Raw genomic sequence first — 18,852 nt, forward strand, 5'->3', positions numbered from 1 at the left:
AAAGATGATTATTTTTTTTATTTTTATACGACACAACCAATCTTACGATGCGTTATTTTACCATTATTTTAAGTTTATTGATAAGTGCTTCCTTGTTTTCTCAGAAAAACATCAGCACCTCATTAAAAAGCCGAATACACAACAATACCCTTCCGGGAAATACCTTTGATGTATTGATTGATGGTGATATTGAAAAATTAGTGGCTGCCGAAAAAACCCTGGGTATAAAAGTAAAATACCACGCGGGAACGATAGCCTGTGTTAATTTAGGTGTTAACGCTCTGGCTCCATTAATCGAAAGCAAAGCCGCTAAATACATAGAGTTAATTGAGAACAGAAAGAGACCATTGAATGATACGATGCGTGTGCGTAACCGAATCAATCCGGTAAAAGCGGGAACAACACCTTTAACTGCTGCATACGAAGGAACTAATGTTATTGTAGGGATTATTGATACCGGTATCGATTTTAATCATCCTGATTTTAAAGATGCCATGGGGAATACCCGCATCAGTTTTATTTGGGATCAAACCGTTAATACACCAACCAATTCACCTATGCCTTTTAATTATGGTGAAGAATGGACTGCGGCACAAATTAACGCATCAGTTTGTACACATAATGATTTGCCGTATTGGGGACATGGTACACACGTAAGTGGAATTGCCGCAGGAAATGGTTTAGCAAACGGAAAACATGCCGGCGTTGCTTCTAAAGCAAATATCATTGTTGTGGCTGTTGATTTTAATAAGCCGGCTCCGATTATTGCCGATGGTGTTCAGTATATCGTAAATAAAGCCACTGCGGCAGGAAAACCTTTTGTGATTAATGCCAGTTTAGGTGACTATTATGGTAGTCACGATGCAACCGATACTGAAGCTAAAATGATTGAAGCTCTTATTTCAAATATTCCGGGACGCGCTTTAGTTGCTGCAGCAGGAAATGCCGGTACTGTAAAATTCCACACGAAAAATATGGTGAATGCTACCGATACTAATTTCACCTGGTTACAAAAACCAAGCGGTAATGTTTACTATTGGTTGTATGCAGATACCGCGAATATTAAAAACGTAAAATATTCGGTGGGTGCAAATAGTCCGAATTTTACTGATTTAGGCAGAATAGGATTTAAAAATTACAATTACGGATTTACTTTAAAAACGGATACTTTAAAGAATGGCACCAACCGCATTGGTATTGTAAAAAGTTTAGCGAGTGTAAATGCTTATGGCGTTTATGAATTGTTTTTAGAAATTGTTCCGGATAGCGCTAATTATTTTTGGAGAATAGAAAGCAACGGAACCGGAGTATTTGATGCCTGGAATTTTGATTTTGTTTCAACAGGATTACCATCGGCAACAACCTATCCTAAAATCGTAAAATACACCATGCCTGATACGGTTTCTTCCATGGTGAGTGGATTTCAATGCAGCAATCAAGTAATTACTGTAGGGAATTACATAAACTTAAACAGTTATTATGATGTAACTAATACTTTAATCACCAATACAGATGTTACCGGACAGTTAGCCAGCTCCAGCAGCTGCGGACCAACTCGAAACAATTTAATTAAACCGGATGTTGCAGCTTCAGGCGCAGGAATTTTCTCATGTCTCGTTTTATCCATGCAAGCTAATTTAATTACGAATGCACCAACGGCAGTTTCACAAGGAAGTTTTCATGTGGCAGGAGGAGGAACTTCAGCCGCTTCGCCGGTTGTGGCTGGTTTAGCCGCGCTATTTTTAGAAGCCTTTCCTGCTTCTACTAACATACAGGTAAAGCAAGCCATCACTAATTGTACCTACAAAGACGGATTTACCGGAACTGCTCTTCCTAACAACAAATGGGGTTATGGTAAACTGGATGGCTTCAGTACATTTACTTGTGTAGTGACTGCAGGATTAAACGAAAACACGTCTTTGGAAAACCAAGGTGATGTTTATCCGAATCCATTTAACGAGAAAATACTCATCAAATTAAAACAAGAATATAACGGCACAGTGAAGATTTTTAATTCAATAGGCGAATTAATTTACGAAGAGAAAATTAAATCGGATGAATACACTGTTGAACGCAGAAATTTAAAAGCAGCCGGAGTTTACATGGTTCAATTCACGGAAGGTGGAAAAAACCAAAACTATAAAATTATTGCCATTGACTAAACATGCGCATTGCCTCTAATAAACTGGGTGACTTAATTGATTTTTTCTATTCAGAACTTGCTTCTGTTTATTCGCCTGAAGAAATCAAATTATTAACGCAATATGCTTGCAAACACTATTTAAATTATTCTCCCTCTGATCTTCTAACCGGAAAGAATGAAAACATCAATCAGAGCGACGTAATAAAACTATATGATTGTGTACTTGCTTTAAAACAAAACAAACCTATCCAATATATTTTAGGAGAAACCGAGTTTTATCATTTAAAATTTAAAGTCAATCCGGATGTATTGATTCCTCGTCCGGAGACGGAAGAATTAGTCGAATTAATTATAAAAGATTGCAAAAACGCAGGATTTGAAGATCCGGATATATTGGATATTGGTACAGGCAGCGGATGTATTCCCATTACACTTAAAAAAAATCTGGAGGATGCAAATGTATCGGCGGTGGATGTTTCGCAAGAAGCTTTAATTACCGCGCAACAAAATGCTATTCTGAATAATGTGACCATTATGTTTAATAAGGTAAACATTTTAACTGAGGAGGCAGATTACAGTTTAGAGAATTACGACATCATAGTTAGCAATCCTCCCTATATTGCAAAGAAAGAAGCCGACAGCATGCATGCACGTGTAAAAGATTTTGAACCGCAAATTGCTTTATTTGTAGATAATGAGGATGCATTACTTTTTTACCGACGCATCATCACACTGTGTAAAAAACATTTGAATGCAGGCGGTAATTTATATTTTGAATTAAATCCGATTTATGCCCAGGAGATTAAGCAACTTGCCATTGGATGCGGAGAATTTAAATCAGTTAACCTATTAAAGGATTTATCAGGTAATATTCGTTTTTTAAAAGCAGAAAGAAATGATTAGAACATTTTTACAATTGAATCTTTTATTTGCCCTGTTTACCATGAAGGCGCAAATAAAAATAGAAACTAACCCGGAAACTCCACCAATAAACATTGGAGGTAAAACACAATTAGAACATGTGGTTAGAACCCAACAATATATTGCACCAACTTTTATTTGGCGAGAGGAAAAAAACGTAACTATTTTTTTCACTGTTACAAAAGATGGTGAAGTTGTTGACCCGTTTTTTAAAGAAAAACACGAGGGTTTCTACGAAGTAGAATCAAAACGTTTATTAAAACACTTTCAATTCGAACCTGCCCGCATAGGAGGAAAAAGTGTAGACGCCTATGGTTCTTTAATTTTTAATTTCAGCGGCCCAAAATATGATGCATCAGTAAAAGAAAGAAAGAAATACAAAAAAAATATTACGTTACCGCAAGACAGCAGCTTTGTAATTTACGAAGTAGCGGATAAATCTCCTGAATTTTACAAAGGTGATGAAGAACTTCCCAACTTTATTTTAGAAAACATCGAATACCCTAATGTTGCCAAACTTCAAAACATCGAAGGTACAGTGCAATTAAGTTTTATTGTAGAGACCAATGGTTTTGTCAGTAATGTTAAGTCGACACGAGGTGTAAATGGCGGCTGTACCGAAGAAGCCATCCGAGTTGCTTTACTAACAAAATGGAAACCTGCTGTGAAAAATGGCAAACATGTTCGCTACAAAATGACTTTACCCATTACGTTTAATTTAAAAAACGTGAATAGAGACAACTCCTCGAGCGGACAATAAACGTTTACTCTTCGTAAAAATCAATGATAATTCCGTCGAGCGGACTAATGGAAACTGTGCGTCTTTCTGTGCCGAAATTAAACAATACAGAATCACTTAAATAAGTGCTGCTTCCTTCTTTTGTAATTTGAATACTATCTAATTTGAGGCCCTCTACATCTTTCCACATTTTGGTAGGAGTAGCATTAATGGCAAATAATTTTATTTTATCGCCAAACTCTTTTGCCAATTCAGCTTTTTCCTGCTCAAAATTATAATCCACTACCTCCAAACCATTATTGTCCTGATTACTTCCTAGAGTTAATTTATACCCATCTGTAAAAACAAACTGAACATGGTCGATTAATTCAACCACATCATTCTTATTGATGCTGTTCTGCCATAAAATACAAATCACACCTTTCAGATGTTTTCCCTCCGCAGCAATTAGTTTCTTTAATGATTCTCCGTTAAAATAGGCTTTTTCCTGTTGTTCTGACATAGTACAAAATTACAGATTAAATAAAGGCTTAACAAGTTTAGTTAACAGAAGCTCGCGGTCCCAACTCAATCACTTCCAAATTCTTCATTTCCTTACCATCAATTTGCAATCGAATGGCGGTTTTTACTTTATGAAATCCATGCACCCCAGCGGCTCCCGGATTTATGTGCAATAAATTAAACTCCTTATCAAACATCACTTTTAAAATGTGTGAATGTCCGCATATGAAAAGATTCGGATTTTCCTGTTTTATAAACGCTTTGGCTTTGGGATTATATTTGCCGGGATAACCGCCAATGTGAGTGATGTACACTTTTACATCCTCACACATAAAAACTAAATGTTCTTCGTACTCTGAACGGAACTCAGCGCCGTCAATGTTTCCCCAAACAGCCTTTAGTGGTTTTATAGATTCAATCTTACGACAAAGCTCGATGTCGCCAATATCGCCTCCATGCCACACTTCATCAGCTTCCTCTATGTATTTCATCAGTTTTTCATCGAGACGACTATGTGTATCGGAAATGATAAGGATTCTTTTCATTTAACTTTCAAGAAAATTGATTTAATCATTTCGATGTTGCAACGGTACATTCAATTTAGAGAATCATGTCACAGTCTGGTTTCGTTCTCGAAAATGGATTCTGTAATGCTTGCATCATCACGGTAACAAGCAATTCCTCCCCAGTTAAATATTTTTTTCTGATATACCCATGCGTCCCCTTCCTTTACCAACACTCTTTTTACGATAACAACTCCATTGCCTGTAATTATTTCTTCAGTTAAGCCTAACGGGTATTTTGCAAGGATAGCTTTTATATGCTCTGCATTTTTCGTAGGCGATTCCGTAGTTTTCTTTTTTAAATAAGCGGCGTCACTCTCATAGGTAAGAGCATCTTCATAGCTCTTTTTTATTGCATAAATATACTCCGGTTCCAGGTTTACAGCTCTTGTTATCGCGTCATTATATTTTTTATCATTTCCCGGAAACTCTCTGCTTACAAATTTATTGATGGCAACAATTTGTGTTTTAGGCAATTTCTCATTTGGGAAAAGTTTTAAAGCATCATAATATACCTCCTCTGCTTCAGTCCATAATTTTTTCGCCATCAAGCCTTCGGCCAGTTTTAGTAAGTCTGAATATTTTTTCGTTAACTCATCCATCTTAGCAATTTCTTTTTTCTGTTCCTCATCCTCTACAATGGCTTTTTCAATTGCGATAAGTTTATATTTTGGATATTGCTCATCTTGCTTCAACGCCGAAGCTTCTGTGTAACTTTCCTTTGCGATCGACCAATTTTGTGCTTTAAATGCCTCATCACCCTTTCTTAAAAGTTCAGAATAATTTTCTTCTAAAGCTTTTGCAGCAAGTACCTCTTCAGCTTTTTTCGCTAACTCTTCCCTCTTCTTAAAACAATCGCCAACTTTCTCCATTTGCGTTACAGGATATTTCTCCGCCGGGAGCATAGCCATTGCACTTTCATACATTTTCTTTGCAAGAGAGCAATCTCCATTTTTCACAGCTTCATCACCCTCTTTATTGGCTTGGCAAAAATTATTAATCAATTCCATTTCATTCGCCTCTATTCTTGCAACAAGCGCTAAACCTTCCTTTGTATACATTTCTTCATCACCGAAGTTTCTATCTTTTGGTATATAAACAATTTTCGCTAATGTTTGCTCCAAAGCTGAATAATCAACTCCGGGTAAAGGCTTCGATAATATAAACCCTTCTATGCTAATATTTGGTTTGAAATTATCCTTTTGAATTTCTTCAGGAACATTATTCGTGTTAATAAATATGCGTTTAGTAACGCATCCCGGAGAGGCCACTGTTAAAATAAATTCACCGTTTCCGGGAATAAAAATGCTAAAGTAGCCGTCACCATCACTCATAGCTTGATCGATAACGGAATTTCCCTTATAAAGCTTAATAGCGGCACCTGATAAAAGTACTTCGTCTTTAACAGCCTTCGTGTCAACAATGTATTTGCGGTAACCGATATGACTGGTGATTTTTAACGACCATTTTTGGGCGCTAGCTAAATAAACGCTTAACAAAAGCAGGCTTAATAATAAATTACGACTTTTCATTTTCAATATAAAGGAAGTGAATAGTACAATGTCTTCATGTTATTAAAAAACAACTTCTAAACCACTGACTGTTAATTGTCCGTACAGTTAACATTGATAGACTATGACCAATCTTTTAAAGCTGAAGTGACGTAGCTAAAGCTTTGAAATCAACACCATCAAAATTACCCGAGCTCATCATTAACAATACAGCGTTATTCCATTTTTTTTCTTGTAAGTACTTCACAACAGAAGCGCTATCTGTAAAAACTTTCAAATCCTTGCGGTCAAAGGCTTTTAATACTTGTTCTTCGGTAATAGGTTTTAGCTTTTTATGGGCAATTGTGTGAGGATTGTAATACACAATGGCTTCATCGGCAGTATTCATCGCTCCCTTATACTCATTCAGAAACTCTTCAGTTAAACTACTAAAAGTATGCAATTCCATACAAGCCACAATATAACGTCCGGCGAATTGCTGCTTTACCGCCGCTGTGGTTGCTTTTAACTTTGAGGGTGAATGCGCAAAATCTTTGTAGAAATTAAAATGTTCTTGTTTATGCACTAATTCCAAGCGCTTGGCTGCTCCTTTAAAGCTTTGAATAGCATTATAAAATTGATCATCCGAAATGCCAACCTGATTACACACCATGCGTGCACCATTTAAATTCATCAAGTTATGATCACCAAAAATCAAAAGTGGAATTTCCTTACCGTTTACCGGCAGATAAGTTGTTCCATCTACAATTTTATTGGGAGGAACACTATAAGGGAACTTCTTTATTTGGTTAGCAGTACCTGCCTTTTCTGCCACCTTCACTAATTCTTTATCCTCGTGGCAATACACAAGCGAGCCGTTCGGTTCTATTAAATTAACGAACTGTGTAAACTGGTCGACATAAATATCAAAAGTGGGAAACACATTAATATGATCCCAGGCTATTCCGCTTAATAAAGCAATGTTAGGGTGATACAAATGGAATTTTGGTCGGCGATCGATGGGTGAAGCGAGATACTCATCACCTTCAATCACTGCTACTTTTGCTTCTTTGGTTAATTTCACCATGGTTTCAAAACCTTCCAATTGTGCACCTACCATGAAATCAGTATCCATTTTATTGTAATTAAGTACATGCAAAATCATTGCCGTAATCGTTGTTTTACCATGACTACCACCAATTACAATTCGTGTTTTATCTTTTGTTGCTTCGTAAATATATTCGGGATAGGAGTATATTTTCAATCCCAATTCTTTGGCGCGTATTAATTCAGGATTATCAGCACGTGCATGCATACCAAGGATTACTGCATCAATATCGGCTGTAATTTTCTCGGGGAACCAACCAATTTGAGAAGGCAACAAGCCCTTTTTAGCCAAACGACTTTTAGAAGGTTCGTTGATTTCATCATCGCTGCCTGAAACAATAAAACCTTTTTCATAAAGAGCTAAAGCCATGTTGTGCATGGCGCTTCCTCCAATGGCAATTAAGTGTACGCGCATAAAATTTATTTACGCTAAGTAAAGCTAAAAGCATAAAAAAAGGGAGCAATAGCTCCCCTTATTTTACACAGTAAAATGTTTATAGTTACTTCACGATTTTAACGGTATAAGAGCCTGTATTAGCCGCGTTATAAACCGTTTCGTAAATTGAAATATATAACATGCCGCTTGATTTGGCAGTACCGCTGAATTTAGCGCCTGCTTTTAACGTTTCAGTACTGGCATCGCCAATATGATAAACAACATTTCCATAGGAAGGATAAGTAGTTCCGGTTCCTTCTTCAGAAGCAGTAGCAGGATAAGACGTACCATTGGTTGCTACATAACTTCCATCTGGTTTGTATTTTTGATTGCTTAAACTTGCCAATGTAACTTCTCCGGTAGCAATAATGGTGAATTTTTGTCCCTGCTTTAATGTAACACCTGTTTTTAACCAACCTCCATTTTGATTGGAACTAATATGTTTTGTGGCCATCAATTTAAAAGTTAACTCCCCTGCTCCGCCGGCACTGATAACAGAAACATCCACGCTTTTAATTTTCTCTTTTGGTACACTTAAATTTCCATATTCGGTTTTTACATCCAATTTAGTAAAAGCAAAAGTACCTCCCATGGTGTATTGTCCGTCGATGGTAACAATATCATCCACCTCAGCGCCTTCTTCTATATTAGCGGAAGAGTGTAATTCGGATAATAAATTATCGATAGTAAATTCACCTGTATACGATGAATTTTCATTGTAATTTTTCGGATCGCTATTGAAATCGGAAACTGCTGAAATCGCTTTTGCACCTAATTTTACGATGTCATTATAAGCAGCTTTGCGGGCATCATCGTTAGTGGAAGTATTCAACACTTTTAAAAACCCTAGAGCTTTATCGGCTACCGCTTTATCACGACCTATTCCGACTTTAATCGTGCTCACATTAGCTACCGGAATAATTAATTTTCCGTATGATGTGTTCAGTTCTACATCACCCATCATGGATGTTCCTGTTATCACATTTCCATCCAATAAATTTAATTTTACCTCAACCGATTTTTGTTGGGCTGTTAAATCAAGGCTTAATAATAAACCCGTTAAAACAATAAGCTTTTTCATATAATTTAATTTTGTTTTTTAATTAAGATGCCTGCGGAACTAAAATTCCATATCTAAATTAAATAAATTACTTCACTTTGCGGGCAACTACCATCATCTCTTCGCCAATATTGAAGAATGACAATAAGTTATAGATGATATTGTGGATAAAAACGAAGAGTTTTAATTGCCACATTGGTCGGGAAGTAAATTTATTAAAGTAATTCTGGCGTTCTGAGGCTTTGATTTCATAATTGGCCTCTTGCGTTGTTTTAGCCTTTGAAGTGCCCTTTATCCGTTTTAATAAAGGTAAAATGGTATACATGATAAACAACTTTAATTCAAATGAGGATTTAATTTTTTCCACCTTGAAACCATATTTCTCTAATAGTATGGTAATGGTATCCTTACCGAAATAATTGACGTGATCGAGTCCCATCATTTTCCAGTTGTCTTTATGCTTCTTGGCGAAATAACTATCGATTTGAGGAACCTGTAATACAAGTATTCCGTCTTTCTTTGTGATACGTGCAATTTTCTCGACAAACTTATCGGCCTCATCAATGTGTTCCAATACATCCCAAAGTGTAACGATGTCGTATTGCTTATCTTCCTTCATCGCGAAGAAATCGATATGATCAACCGGTAATTTTAAATCGTTTTTCGAATACAAATACGGTTGCTCTGAAATCTCGATGCCATACACGTTATATCCCAACTCTTTTCCGGCCAACATGAAGTGTCCCCAACCAGCTCCTAAATCAAATAAATCACCGGAAGATTTATACTTCTTAATAAAATCAAAACGTAATTTGTGTCGTTGCACCTTCACCCAGTTATTACCCTGACGAACAGCTTCCGTTACTTTTTCATCCTTATAATTTCCGTAATTGATTTTTTTACGGTAATAAGGTGGAATGAAATGCAAATTGCAGGAATTACAAGTAACGACCGCAAAATTTGATTTTTGGTATTTAACAGTAAATGCTTTTTTATCGGTATTGCCACACACGCAACAACGTATGTCCTCAAAAATATTTTCGCTCACTTGCATAGGCCCATTAAGGCTTCGTTTCGTTTTCAAAAATTAATTCGGTAATTGGATTTCCATCACGGAAGTAGGAAATACCACCCCATGAAAACACTTTCTTCTGGTAAATCCAAACATCACCATCTTTAACAACCGCTCTTTGGATAATGGTAACACCTTGTCCGTTTATGACTTCTTCAGTTACACCCGGAGGATATTTTGCTAAAAGTTCCTTCTTACGGTCGGCAGTTTTCACTTGTGAATCAGAGTTCAATAATTTTTCTATTTCTAACAAGCGTCCTTTTGCATAAGCATCACCGCCTTTATAGGTAAGTGCCTCTTCATAATGTGTTTTTGCTTCTTTGTATTGTTTGCCGTTAAAATTATTATCTGCTTTTGCAATCGCATCCTTGTATTTTTGCTCATTTGGATCGTTAGCGCCGCTCATGGCTTTATTGATAGCACCAATTTGCATCTTAGGATATTTTTCATCCGGCAAATACTGTAATGCCTCGTAATAAGCTGCTTTAGCTTCTACCCAACTCTTCTTTGCAAATAAACCATCTGCTTTTTTAACGATGGCATCATACTTTGCCCTTAATTCAGCAAGCGCTTTTGCTTCACCTTCTTTTGCAATTTCAGCTTCAATGGCAGCTAATCGAACTTTTGGATATTGTTCTTCCGGTTTTAAGCCGGATGCTTCGATGTAACCTTCTTTTGCTGTTACCCATTCTTTCTTCGTGAATGCATCATCACCCTTTTTAATGGCTGCCGCGTATTTTGCATCCTTCTCTGCTTTCGCTTTTGCATCACCTTCCGCTTTTGATTTATTCGCTAACTCATCTGCAATCGCTTTTTCAATTTCTGCTAATTTATCTTTAGGATATTGTTCTTCCGACTTTACAGTTAATGCTTCATTATATCCGGCCTTCGCATTTGTCCAATCTTTCTTCGCGAAAGCCGCATCACCCTTTTTAATAGCGGCGGTGTATTTAGCATCGAGTTCAGCTTTTGATTTATTGGCATTGTCTGCCGCAATAGCTTTTTCGATTTCTACTAATTTATCTTTTGGATATTGTTCTCCCGGTTTTACACCAAGCGCATCATTATATCCTGCTTTGGAAGTGGCCCAATCTTTCTTCGCAAAAGCATCATCACCCTTTTTGATGGCTGCATTGTATTTTGCGTCCAACTCTGCTTTTGATTTATTCGCGTTCTCATCTGCAATGGCTTTATCAATAGCTGCGAGTCTGTCTTTAGGATATTGTTCATCCGGTTTGATACCTAAAGCTTCATTGAAACCGGCTTTTGCATTCGTCCAGTTTTTCGCGTTAAATCCGTCATCTCCCTTCTTAATGGCAGCTGCGTACTTCGCTTCCTTCTCTGCTTTTGATTTTGCATCTGCATCGGCTTTTGCTTTGGCTGCCGCTTCATCCGCTAACGTTTTATCAATAGCTGCAATTTGATCTTTAGGATATTTTTCAGCTGGCTTAAACCCTAATGCTTTATTGTAAGCTGCTTTTGCATTTGCCCAATCTTTACTTGCAAATCCGGCATCACCTTGCTTAATCGCCTCTTCGTACTTCGCATTTAATTCTGCCTCCGCCTTTGCTTTAGCAGCAGCATCCATATTTGCTTTTTCATCCGCAATCGCTTTATCTATTGCGGCTAATTGCGATTTTGGATAAGCTTCGTTTGGTTTGAAACCTAAGGCTTCATTGTAACCCGTGCGAGCTGTTGGCCAATTTTTTGCAGCGAATGCTTCATCGCCTTTTTTAATAGCCGCTGCGTATTTCGCTTCTAATTCTGCTTTCGCCTTCGCATCCGCCTCTGCTTTTGCTTTATCTGCTTCTGCTTTAGCTTTTGCGGCGGCTTCATCAGCTAAGGCTTTATCGATGGCTGCAATTTGATCCTTTGGATATTTTTCTGCCGACTTATAACCTAATGCTTCGTTGTATGCTGACTTTGCATTTGCCCAATCTTTCTTCGCAAATCCTTCATCGCCCTTTTTGATAGCAGCTGCATACTTCGCTTCCAATTCCGCTTTTGCCTTTGCATCACCTTCCGCTTTTGCTTTAGCGGCAGCTTCATCTGCAATCGCTTTATCAATAGCGGCTAATTTATCTTTAGGATATTGCTCATTTGCTTTAATTGTGAGAGCTTCATTGTATCCGCCTTTAGCGTTTGTCCAATCTTTTTGTGCGAAGGCATCATCACCTTTTTTAATCGCGGCGGCGTATTTAGCGTCGAGTTCAGCTTTTGATTTAGCAGCGTTTTCATCAGCAATAGCTTTATCGATAGCGGCTAGTTTATCTTTAGGATATTGTTCATTTGCCTTAATTGTTAATGCTTCATTATAGCCACCTTTCGCAGTTGCCCAATCTTTTTTTGCGAAAGCATCATCACCTTTTTTGATAGCTGCTGCGTATTTTGCTTCTAATTCTGCTTTTGCTTTCGCGTCGGCATCAGCTTTTGCTTTAGCAGCAGCTTCATCAGCCATTGCTTTATCAATGGCAGCCAGTTGTGTTTTTGGATACTGCTCTGCTGATTTTAATCCGCTTGCTTCTGTATAAGCGGCTTTTGCGTTCGCCCAATCCTTTTTCGCGAAACCTTCGTCGCCTCGCTTAATAGCTGCGGCATACTTCGCTTCTAACTCCGCTTTATTTTTTGCTTCGGCATCTGCTTTAGCTTTGGCGGCGGCTTCATCGGCAATCGCTTTATCGATGGCTGCAATTTTATCTTTTGGATATTGTTCAGCAGGTTTAAAACCTAATGCTTCATTATATCCGGCTTTTGCTGCTGTCCAGTTTTTCGCATTGAAAGCGTCATCGCCTTTTTTTACTGCAGCTGCGTATTTAGCATCAAGTTCAGCTTTACTTTTATTCGCTGCTTCATCAGCAATCGCTTTATCAATCGCTGCTAATTTATCTTTCGGATATTGCTCGCCCGGTTTATAACCTATTGCTTCATTATATCCCAATTTCGCGGCCGCCCAATTTTTTGCATTGAAAGCATCATCTCCCTTTTTGATAGCTGCCGCATATTTAGCATTCAGTTCAGCTTCCGCTTTTGCTTTAGCAGCTTCTTCCGCTGCCTTCTTAGCATCTTCTTCTTTCTTTTTGTTTAATGCTTCTTGCTCCTTGATGATTTTATCAATTTGAGTCATCTGATCCTTTGGCCAGGTTTCATTTGGCTTTAAACCCAATGCTTGTGTATAAGCAGCTTTTGCTCCTGCCCAATCATTTTTCTGGAAGGCTTTATCACCGGCTTTGATCGCTGCTTGGTAATTTCTCTCGAGTTGTTTAGCGCGTTCAATGGCTGCTGCCTGTTGTGCCATAATATTCTGCAATGAAGCAATCATTGCATTCAGATAATTCGCATCGTATTCAAAATTTTCTTTATTGGCGTTGTAGGAATATTTATTCATTGGCTGATTAAGCGCAGAATAATCAATCCCTTCCATTTTTTCGAATAAACTTAAACTAGCTTCAACGGTTCCGAATTTAGACGTTGCTCTATCAGGAGGAACACCCTTCGTACTAACCGTAAATTTTTTTGATACATGCCCGGGTTTGGTAACCGTTACCACATAATCAGCATTAAGCGGTAAATCGAATTGATAACTTCCGGAACCATCTGTGGTAATGTTTTTAATCACTTGTCCGTTTTGAGAAACCTGAATGATAGCACCAGGCATCGGTGTATCTTCCAGATTTGTAATAGTACCCTCTACATGCAAGGGAAAAGTAGGCGCATCCTGAGCATAGGCAATAGAAATTAAGACCCAGAAGGTAACTATTAAAAATTGCCTAAATTTCATACAATAACAAGTATCCTAAAAACATCTTAAATTTACAAAATAATCTACCCTTTTTTATGACAATTCCGACAAGTAATTCAAACCTTTCTGTTAATATAAGTTATTGGGAGTTGAAACATTACTTTTCATTAGCTGATTTAATTGTCGTAGGGGCGGGAATCGTTGGGTTAACTGCTGCTATTGAGTATAAACGCAAACACAAAAAAGCAAAAGTTTTTGTTTTGGAAAGCGGCATTATACCAATGGGTGCCAGCACTAAAAATGCGGGATTTGCCTGCTTTGGCAGTCCGAGCGAATTACTCGCTGATTTAAAGAAAATGCCGGAAGATAGTGTATGGGAAACCGTTCAAATGCGTTGGAACGGACTTCAGCTTCTGAGAAAAAATTTGGGCGATAAAAACATCGATTTTCATAACTGGGGCGGATATGAGCTTTTCAATACAAACAAGAGTTTTGAGTTATGCTCTGAAAAGCTAAATTATTTGAATAAAAAATCGAAGGAATACATCGGCAAAAGCAATTGTTATTCGATCGCCAACAAAAGCATTAATAAGTTTGGATTCAACGATTTAAGTGGTGTTATTTTAAATAAACATGAAGGTCAGATTGACACCTCAAAACTATTCACTCAACTTGCGGAATTAGCTCAAAAAACGGGCATTGAAATCATTTCAGGTGTACATGTAAATGAGTTGAAAGATTTAAAATCCGGCGTCGAACTCAACACCGGATTTGGTGTGTTTAAATGCAAAAAATGTATAGTTGCCATCAACGGATTTGCAAAAGAACTGCTGAAGATAAAAGACGTTGCTCCTGCCCGTGCGCAGGTTTTAATCACAAAGCCTATTAAAAATTTAAAGATTAAGGGGACTTTTCATTACGACGAAGGATTTTATTATTTCCGGAATATTGATGGTCGATTATTATTTGGGGGCGGACGAAACCTTGATTTTGAGGGTGAAACCACGACTGAGCTTAAGGTGACGCCAAAAATTCAAAATCAATTGGAACAACTTTTAAAAACGGTTATTCTTCCAAAACAAAAATTTGAAATTGAACACCGTTGGGCCGGAATTATGGGTGTTGGCAGCGAAAAACGACCAATTATAAAAAACTACAGCGCAAACATTGTTTGCGCTGTAAGAATGGGTGGTATGGGTGTTGCCATTGGCAGCTTAGTAGGAAAAGAAGCTGCTCAACTTGTTTCTTAGTTCGACATTTTTGCTACCGCCTGAATAACGTCATGTTTAGTAATGATGTGGGCATTTCCACCTAAATCTTTCATTAAAACCGCATTGTTATCCTTTGTAATTAGTTTTGAAATTTCATCGATAGGTGTTTGTGCATCTACCATTGGGAAAGCGGGCTGCATAACTGATTCAATGGTTTTGTTTTTTGAATCATTGCTTTCAATCAATTTAGCGAATAAATAACTATCATTTAACGACCCAACAAACTCTGCACCTTTAGTAACAGGGATTTGAGAAATTCCGTATTTATTCATTAAAGTTAATGCATCATTCACCGTAGCGTTAGCTTCTACCGTTACCAATTTTTGATTTTTGTGGGAAGAGATTAAATCCAAAGCTTTTGGTTTATTCACTTGTAAGAAACCTCTCTCTCGCATCCAATCATCATTAAACATTTTACCAAGGTAACGCGTGCCGTGATCGTGGAAAATAACAACAACCACATCTCCCTTTTTAAACATGCCGCTCATTTGCAACAAACCTGCTAAAGCTGATCCTGCACTATTACCTACGAAAATCGCTTCTTCACGGGTAATACGGCGCGTCATAATTGCTGCATCTTTATCCGTAACCTTTTCGAAATGATCGATGATGTTGAAGTCAACGTTCTCCGGTAAAAAATCTTCTCCGATACCTTCAGTGATGTATGGGTAAATTTCATTCTTATCGAAAATACCTGTCTCTTTATATTTTTTAAATACAGAACCGTAAGTATCGATACCTAGCACTTTAATATTAGGATTCTTTTCTTTCAAATATTTTCCGGTACCGCAAATCGTTCCTCCTGTTCCAACTCCTACAACTAAATGCGTTACTTTTCCATCCGTTTGATCCCAAATTTCAGGACCGGTTTGCTCATAATGAGCAACGGCATTACTTGGATTATCGTATTGGTTCGGTTTCCATGAATTAGGAATTTCGTTCACTAATCTCGATGAAACAGAATAATACGAACGCGGATCTTCAGGATCTACATCCGTAGGACAAACCACAACTTCAGCGCCAAAAGCACGAAGAGCATCCACTTTTTCTTTACTTTGTTTATCGGTAGTTGTAAAAATACATTTGTAACCTTTAATAACTGCACCAATTGCCAACCCCATTCCGGTGTTACCGCTGGTTCCTTCAATGATGGTTCCGCCCGGTTTTAAACGACCATCTTTCTCCGCATCTTCTATCATTTTAATGGCCATGCGGTCTTTAATGGAGTTACCCGGATTAAAAGTTTCCACCTTTGCATATACTTCGCAAGGTAAATCTTTCGTGATTTTGTTGAGACGAACCAATGGTGTATTACCAATGGCTTCGATGATATTTTTACAAACTTTCATGATTTTATTACTGCTTACGAAATTAAAAAATAGCCTTAAGAAATGAGAATTTTATTTTGACGTGTTGTAAACAAAAAGCCCCGCTTAAGGATTCACCAAAAGCGGGGCGTTAATTATCTTAATTGAATTATGCTAAGAGCGCACGGGAAATAACAATGCGCTGAACTTCGCTTGTTCCTTCGTAAATCTGTGTAATCTTTGCATCACGCATTAAACGTTCTACATGGTACTCCTTTACATATCCGTAACCACCATGAATCTGAACCGCTTCAGTAGTTACCCACATTGCCGTTTCAGAAGCATATACTTTAGCCATCGCACTTTCTTTATCCATTGGTAAATGGCGATCTTTTAACCAAGCAGCGCGGAAAATCATTAAGCGAGCAGCTTCAATACGAGTCGCCATATCCGCTAATTTAAACTGAATAGCCTGATGTTTGCTGATTTCTTTTCCAAATGCTTTTCGTTCTTTTGAGTAAGCCAAAGCTAATTCATAAGCACCACTTGCAATTCCTAAAGCTTGTGAAGCAATTCCGATTCGTCCGCCACCCAAAGTTTTCATCGCAAACTTAAATCCAAAACCTTCCTCACCAATTCGATTCGCTTTCGGAACTTTTACGTTGTCGAACATTAAGGAATGTGTATCGCTGGCACGGATTCCCATTTTATTTTCTTTTGGGCCTACAGTAAATCCAGGCATGCCTTTTTCTACAATTAAACAGTTAATTCCACGATGCCCGGCTTCCACATTGGTTTGCGCCATCACTAAATAAACTGAAGCACTGTTTCCGTTAGTAATCCAGTTTTTTGTTCCATTTAATAAATAATGGTCGCCCATATCAATCGCAGTTGTTTTTTGAGAAGTAGCATCACTGCCTGCTTCCGGTTCTGATAAACAGAATGCCCCGATTTTCTCACCTTTTGCTAAAGGCACCAAATATTTTTGTTTTTGCTCTTCTGTACCAAAACTTTCAAGTCCCCAGCACACTAAAGAGTTATTTACACTCATAATTACGCTACAAGACGCATCCACTTTAGAAATTTCTTCCATTGCTAAAACGTAAGAAATAGCATCCATACCGCCTCCACCGTATTTCGGATCAACCATCATACCTAAAAACCCTAACTCAGCCATTTTTTTCACTTGCTCAGTAGGGAATTTTTGTTGTTCATCGCGCTCAATCACACCCGGTTTTAATTCGTTCTGTGCAAATTCACGAGCTGCTTTTTGGATCATTAAATGCTCTTCGGTAAGTTCAAAATGCATGGTATAATAATTTAAGTTTGACTTATTTTTTGTAACCTTGCAAATATAACTGAATGTGACTATCCGCACAATTTTTAAAGACTTTTATTGTAATTTTTTCTCCAACTAAAAAACAGTGTCAGAATCAGATAAATACATAGTAGCGGGGGTAATGAGCGGAACCTCATTAGATGGACTTGATGTTGCAATTTGTGAGTTCAGCAAAAATCAATCGGGATATAATTATAAGATATTGGATGCTACAACGGTAGCTTATGATCGTCCACAAAAAAACAAATTGCAAGCCGCGCCATACCTAAATGTTGAGAATTACTTTTTACTTCATCATCAATTTGGAAAGTTTATAGGAAAACAAGTAGCTAAGCTGTCTCAAAACGCACAAATAAAACCAAGTTCAATTGCCAGTCATGGACATACGATTTTTCATCAACCCGCTAAAGGATTTACCACACAACTGGGCTGTGGCGCTACCATTGCTGCAGTTTCCAACCTAACTACGGTGTGTGATTTTAGAAGTTTGGATGTTGCTTTAAACGGACAAGGTGCGCCATTGGTACCCATTGGCGATAAATTATTGTTTGGCGATTATCAAAGTTGTTTAAACATTGGCGGTATTGCTAATATTTCATTCGAAAGAGAAGGAAAACGAATTGCTTTTGATATTGGTGTAGCCAATATGGCACTTAATTTTTTTGCGCAAAAAGAAGGAAAAGAATATGACAAAGATGGTGAAATGGCGGCCTCCGGCAGCATTCACGAAGCACTGTTTAATGAATTAAATCAATTAGAATTTTACTCGCGTCATTCGGCCAAATCTCTAGGAAGAGAATGGTTTGAGATTGATTTTCTTAGAGTGGTAGAAAAGTACGTGATTCCGGTTAATGATTTGATGTGTACTATTGCTGAACATTGCGCTTTTCAAATCGCGGAAGTACTTAATGCTAATAAATTAAAAAACGTATTTGTGACAGGAGGAGGCGCTAAAAATACGTTTTTGATTAAATCTCTAAAGAAATTTTACAAAGGTGAGGTAATTATACCGGATGAAAAAGTAATTGACTTTAAAGAAGCTTTGATTTTCGCTTTTTTAGGCTATTTACGTTTAACCAACCAGATTAACACACTTTGTTCGGTAACCGGTGCAAAAAAAGATTCTGTTGGTGGCGCTGTTTATTTCGTTAATTCATAAATTTA

Annotated in this window: 14 protein-coding genes; 5 read left to right on the top strand and 9 right to left on the bottom strand. The window is 37.6% G+C overall.

Annotated elements, in window-relative coordinates:
* The first annotated feature begins 47 nt into the window (after positions 1-47).
* Genes J0L69_14665 through J0L69_14675 form a run of 3 tightly spaced genes read left to right on the top strand, consistent with a single transcriptional unit; the run spans position 48 to position 3,824 of the window.
* A complete protein-coding gene (locus J0L69_14665; protein MBN8694434.1) occupies positions 48-2,162 on the top strand; it encodes a S8 family peptidase in 2,115 nt (704 codons plus the stop codon).
* Between the two features lie 2 nt (positions 2,163-2,164).
* Entirely contained in the window at positions 2,165-3,046 is an 882-nt protein-coding gene (gene prmC / locus J0L69_14670; protein ID MBN8694435.1) for a peptide chain release factor N(5)-glutamine methyltransferase, read from the top strand.
* A complete protein-coding gene (locus J0L69_14675; protein MBN8694436.1) occupies positions 3,039-3,824 on the top strand; it encodes an energy transducer TonB in 786 nt (261 codons plus the stop codon). Before prmC ends, J0L69_14675 begins: the two co-directional genes overlap by 8 nt.
* Before the next feature lie 4 nt (positions 3,825-3,828).
* Here the strand turns inward: J0L69_14675 and J0L69_14680 are convergent, their stop codons facing one another.
* The 7 genes from J0L69_14680 to J0L69_14710 all read right to left on the bottom strand — a co-directional run bounded on the left by J0L69_14680 (position 3,829) and on the right by J0L69_14710 (position 13,810).
* A complete protein-coding gene (locus tag J0L69_14680) occupies positions 3,829-4,305 on the bottom strand; it encodes a hypothetical protein (GenBank protein ID MBN8694437.1) in 477 nt (158 codons plus the stop codon).
* Between the two features lie 37 nt (positions 4,306-4,342).
* Positions 4,343-4,849 carry a metallophosphoesterase family protein gene (locus tag J0L69_14685; GenBank protein ID MBN8694438.1) on the bottom strand — a complete coding sequence of 169 codons (507 nt, stop codon included), beginning with the start codon at positions 4,847-4,849 and terminating at the stop codon, positions 4,343-4,345.
* A 68-nt stretch (positions 4,850-4,917) separates the two neighbouring features.
* Positions 4,918-6,399, bottom strand: a complete 1,482-nt coding sequence (locus J0L69_14690; protein MBN8694439.1) for a hypothetical protein — start codon at positions 6,397-6,399, stop codon at positions 4,918-4,920.
* Positions 6,400-6,514: 115 nt separating this feature from the next.
* The gene (locus J0L69_14695) at positions 6,515-7,879 is read right to left on the bottom strand and encodes a peptidoglycan synthetase (protein MBN8694440.1); all 1,365 of its coding nucleotides are present in this window, start codon (positions 7,877-7,879) and stop codon (positions 6,515-6,517) included.
* Positions 7,880-7,964: 85 nt separating this feature from the next.
* Complete coding sequence (locus J0L69_14700) at positions 7,965-8,981, bottom strand: hypothetical protein (protein ID MBN8694441.1); 1,017 nt, start codon at positions 8,979-8,981, stop codon at positions 7,965-7,967.
* A gap of 67 nt (positions 8,982-9,048) precedes the next feature.
* Positions 9,049-10,044 (bottom strand): class I SAM-dependent methyltransferase, encoded by a 996-nt coding sequence (locus tag J0L69_14705; GenBank protein MBN8694442.1) that lies wholly within the window; start codon positions 10,042-10,044, stop codon positions 9,049-9,051.
* Positions 10,022-13,810 carry a carboxypeptidase regulatory-like domain-containing protein gene (locus J0L69_14710; protein MBN8694443.1) on the bottom strand — a complete coding sequence of 1,263 codons (3,789 nt, stop codon included), beginning with the start codon at positions 13,808-13,810 and terminating at the stop codon, positions 10,022-10,024. Before J0L69_14710 ends, J0L69_14705 begins: the two co-directional genes overlap by 23 nt.
* A 56-nt stretch (positions 13,811-13,866) precedes the next feature.
* On the opposite strand from J0L69_14710, the gene J0L69_14715 reads away from it, so the two are divergent.
* On the top strand, positions 13,867-15,021 hold the full coding sequence (locus J0L69_14715) for an FAD-binding oxidoreductase (protein MBN8694444.1): 1,155 nt from the start codon (positions 13,867-13,869) through the stop codon (positions 15,019-15,021).
* Here J0L69_14715 and J0L69_14720 read toward each other — a convergent pair.
* Both J0L69_14720 and J0L69_14725 read right to left on the bottom strand, forming a co-directional pair.
* Complete coding sequence (locus tag J0L69_14720) at positions 15,018-16,391, bottom strand: pyridoxal-phosphate dependent enzyme (protein ID MBN8694445.1); 1,374 nt, start codon at positions 16,389-16,391, stop codon at positions 15,018-15,020. The two genes, J0L69_14715 and J0L69_14720, sit on opposite strands and share 4 nt — an antisense overlap.
* A gap of 127 nt (positions 16,392-16,518) precedes the next feature.
* Positions 16,519-17,658 (bottom strand): acyl-CoA dehydrogenase, encoded by a 1,140-nt coding sequence (locus tag J0L69_14725; protein MBN8694446.1) that lies wholly within the window; start codon positions 17,656-17,658, stop codon positions 16,519-16,521.
* A 151-nt stretch (positions 17,659-17,809) separates the two neighbouring features.
* On the opposite strand from J0L69_14725, the gene J0L69_14730 reads away from it, so the two are divergent.
* Positions 17,810-18,847 (top strand): anhydro-N-acetylmuramic acid kinase, encoded by a 1,038-nt coding sequence (locus tag J0L69_14730; protein MBN8694447.1) that lies wholly within the window; start codon positions 17,810-17,812, stop codon positions 18,845-18,847.
* The last annotated feature ends 5 nt before the right edge of the window (positions 18,848-18,852 follow it).

The sequence above is a fragment of the Bacteroidota bacterium genome (assembly GCA_017303905.1).
In the GTDB taxonomy this organism is placed as follows: domain Bacteria; phylum Bacteroidota; class Bacteroidia; order B-17B0; family Aurantibacillaceae; genus JAHEYG01.

Excerpts from the sequence above, each read along its gene's own strand:
- J0L69_14665 (MBN8694434.1), top strand. The coding sequence starts at position 48 with ATGCGTTATTTTACCATTATTTTAAGTTTATTGATAAGTGCTTCCTTG.
- prmC (MBN8694435.1), top strand. The coding sequence starts at position 2,165 with ATGCGCATTGCCTCTAATAAACTGGGTGACTTAATTGATTTTTTCTAT.
- J0L69_14675 (MBN8694436.1), top strand. The coding sequence starts at position 3,039 with ATGATTAGAACATTTTTACAATTGAATCTTTTATTTGCCCTGTTTACC.
- J0L69_14680 (MBN8694437.1), bottom strand. The coding sequence starts at position 4,305 with ATGTCAGAACAACAGGAAAAAGCCTATTTTAACGGAGAATCATTAAAG.
- J0L69_14685 (MBN8694438.1), bottom strand. The coding sequence starts at position 4,849 with ATGAAAAGAATCCTTATCATTTCCGATACACATAGTCGTCTCGATGAA.
- J0L69_14690 (MBN8694439.1), bottom strand. The coding sequence starts at position 6,399 with ATGAAAAGTCGTAATTTATTATTAAGCCTGCTTTTGTTAAGCGTTTAT.
- J0L69_14695 (MBN8694440.1), bottom strand. The coding sequence starts at position 7,879 with ATGCGCGTACACTTAATTGCCATTGGAGGAAGCGCCATGCACAACATG.
- J0L69_14700 (MBN8694441.1), bottom strand. The coding sequence starts at position 8,981 with ATGAAAAAGCTTATTGTTTTAACGGGTTTATTATTAAGCCTTGATTTA.
- J0L69_14710 (MBN8694443.1), bottom strand. The coding sequence starts at position 13,810 with ATGAAATTTAGGCAATTTTTAATAGTTACCTTCTGGGTCTTAATTTCT.
- J0L69_14715 (MBN8694444.1), top strand. The coding sequence starts at position 13,867 with ATGACAATTCCGACAAGTAATTCAAACCTTTCTGTTAATATAAGTTAT.
- J0L69_14720 (MBN8694445.1), bottom strand. The coding sequence starts at position 16,391 with ATGAAAGTTTGTAAAAATATCATCGAAGCCATTGGTAATACACCATTG.
- J0L69_14725 (MBN8694446.1), bottom strand. The coding sequence starts at position 17,658 with ATGCATTTTGAACTTACCGAAGAGCATTTAATGATCCAAAAAGCAGCT.
- J0L69_14730 (MBN8694447.1), top strand. The coding sequence starts at position 17,810 with ATGAGCGGAACCTCATTAGATGGACTTGATGTTGCAATTTGTGAGTTC.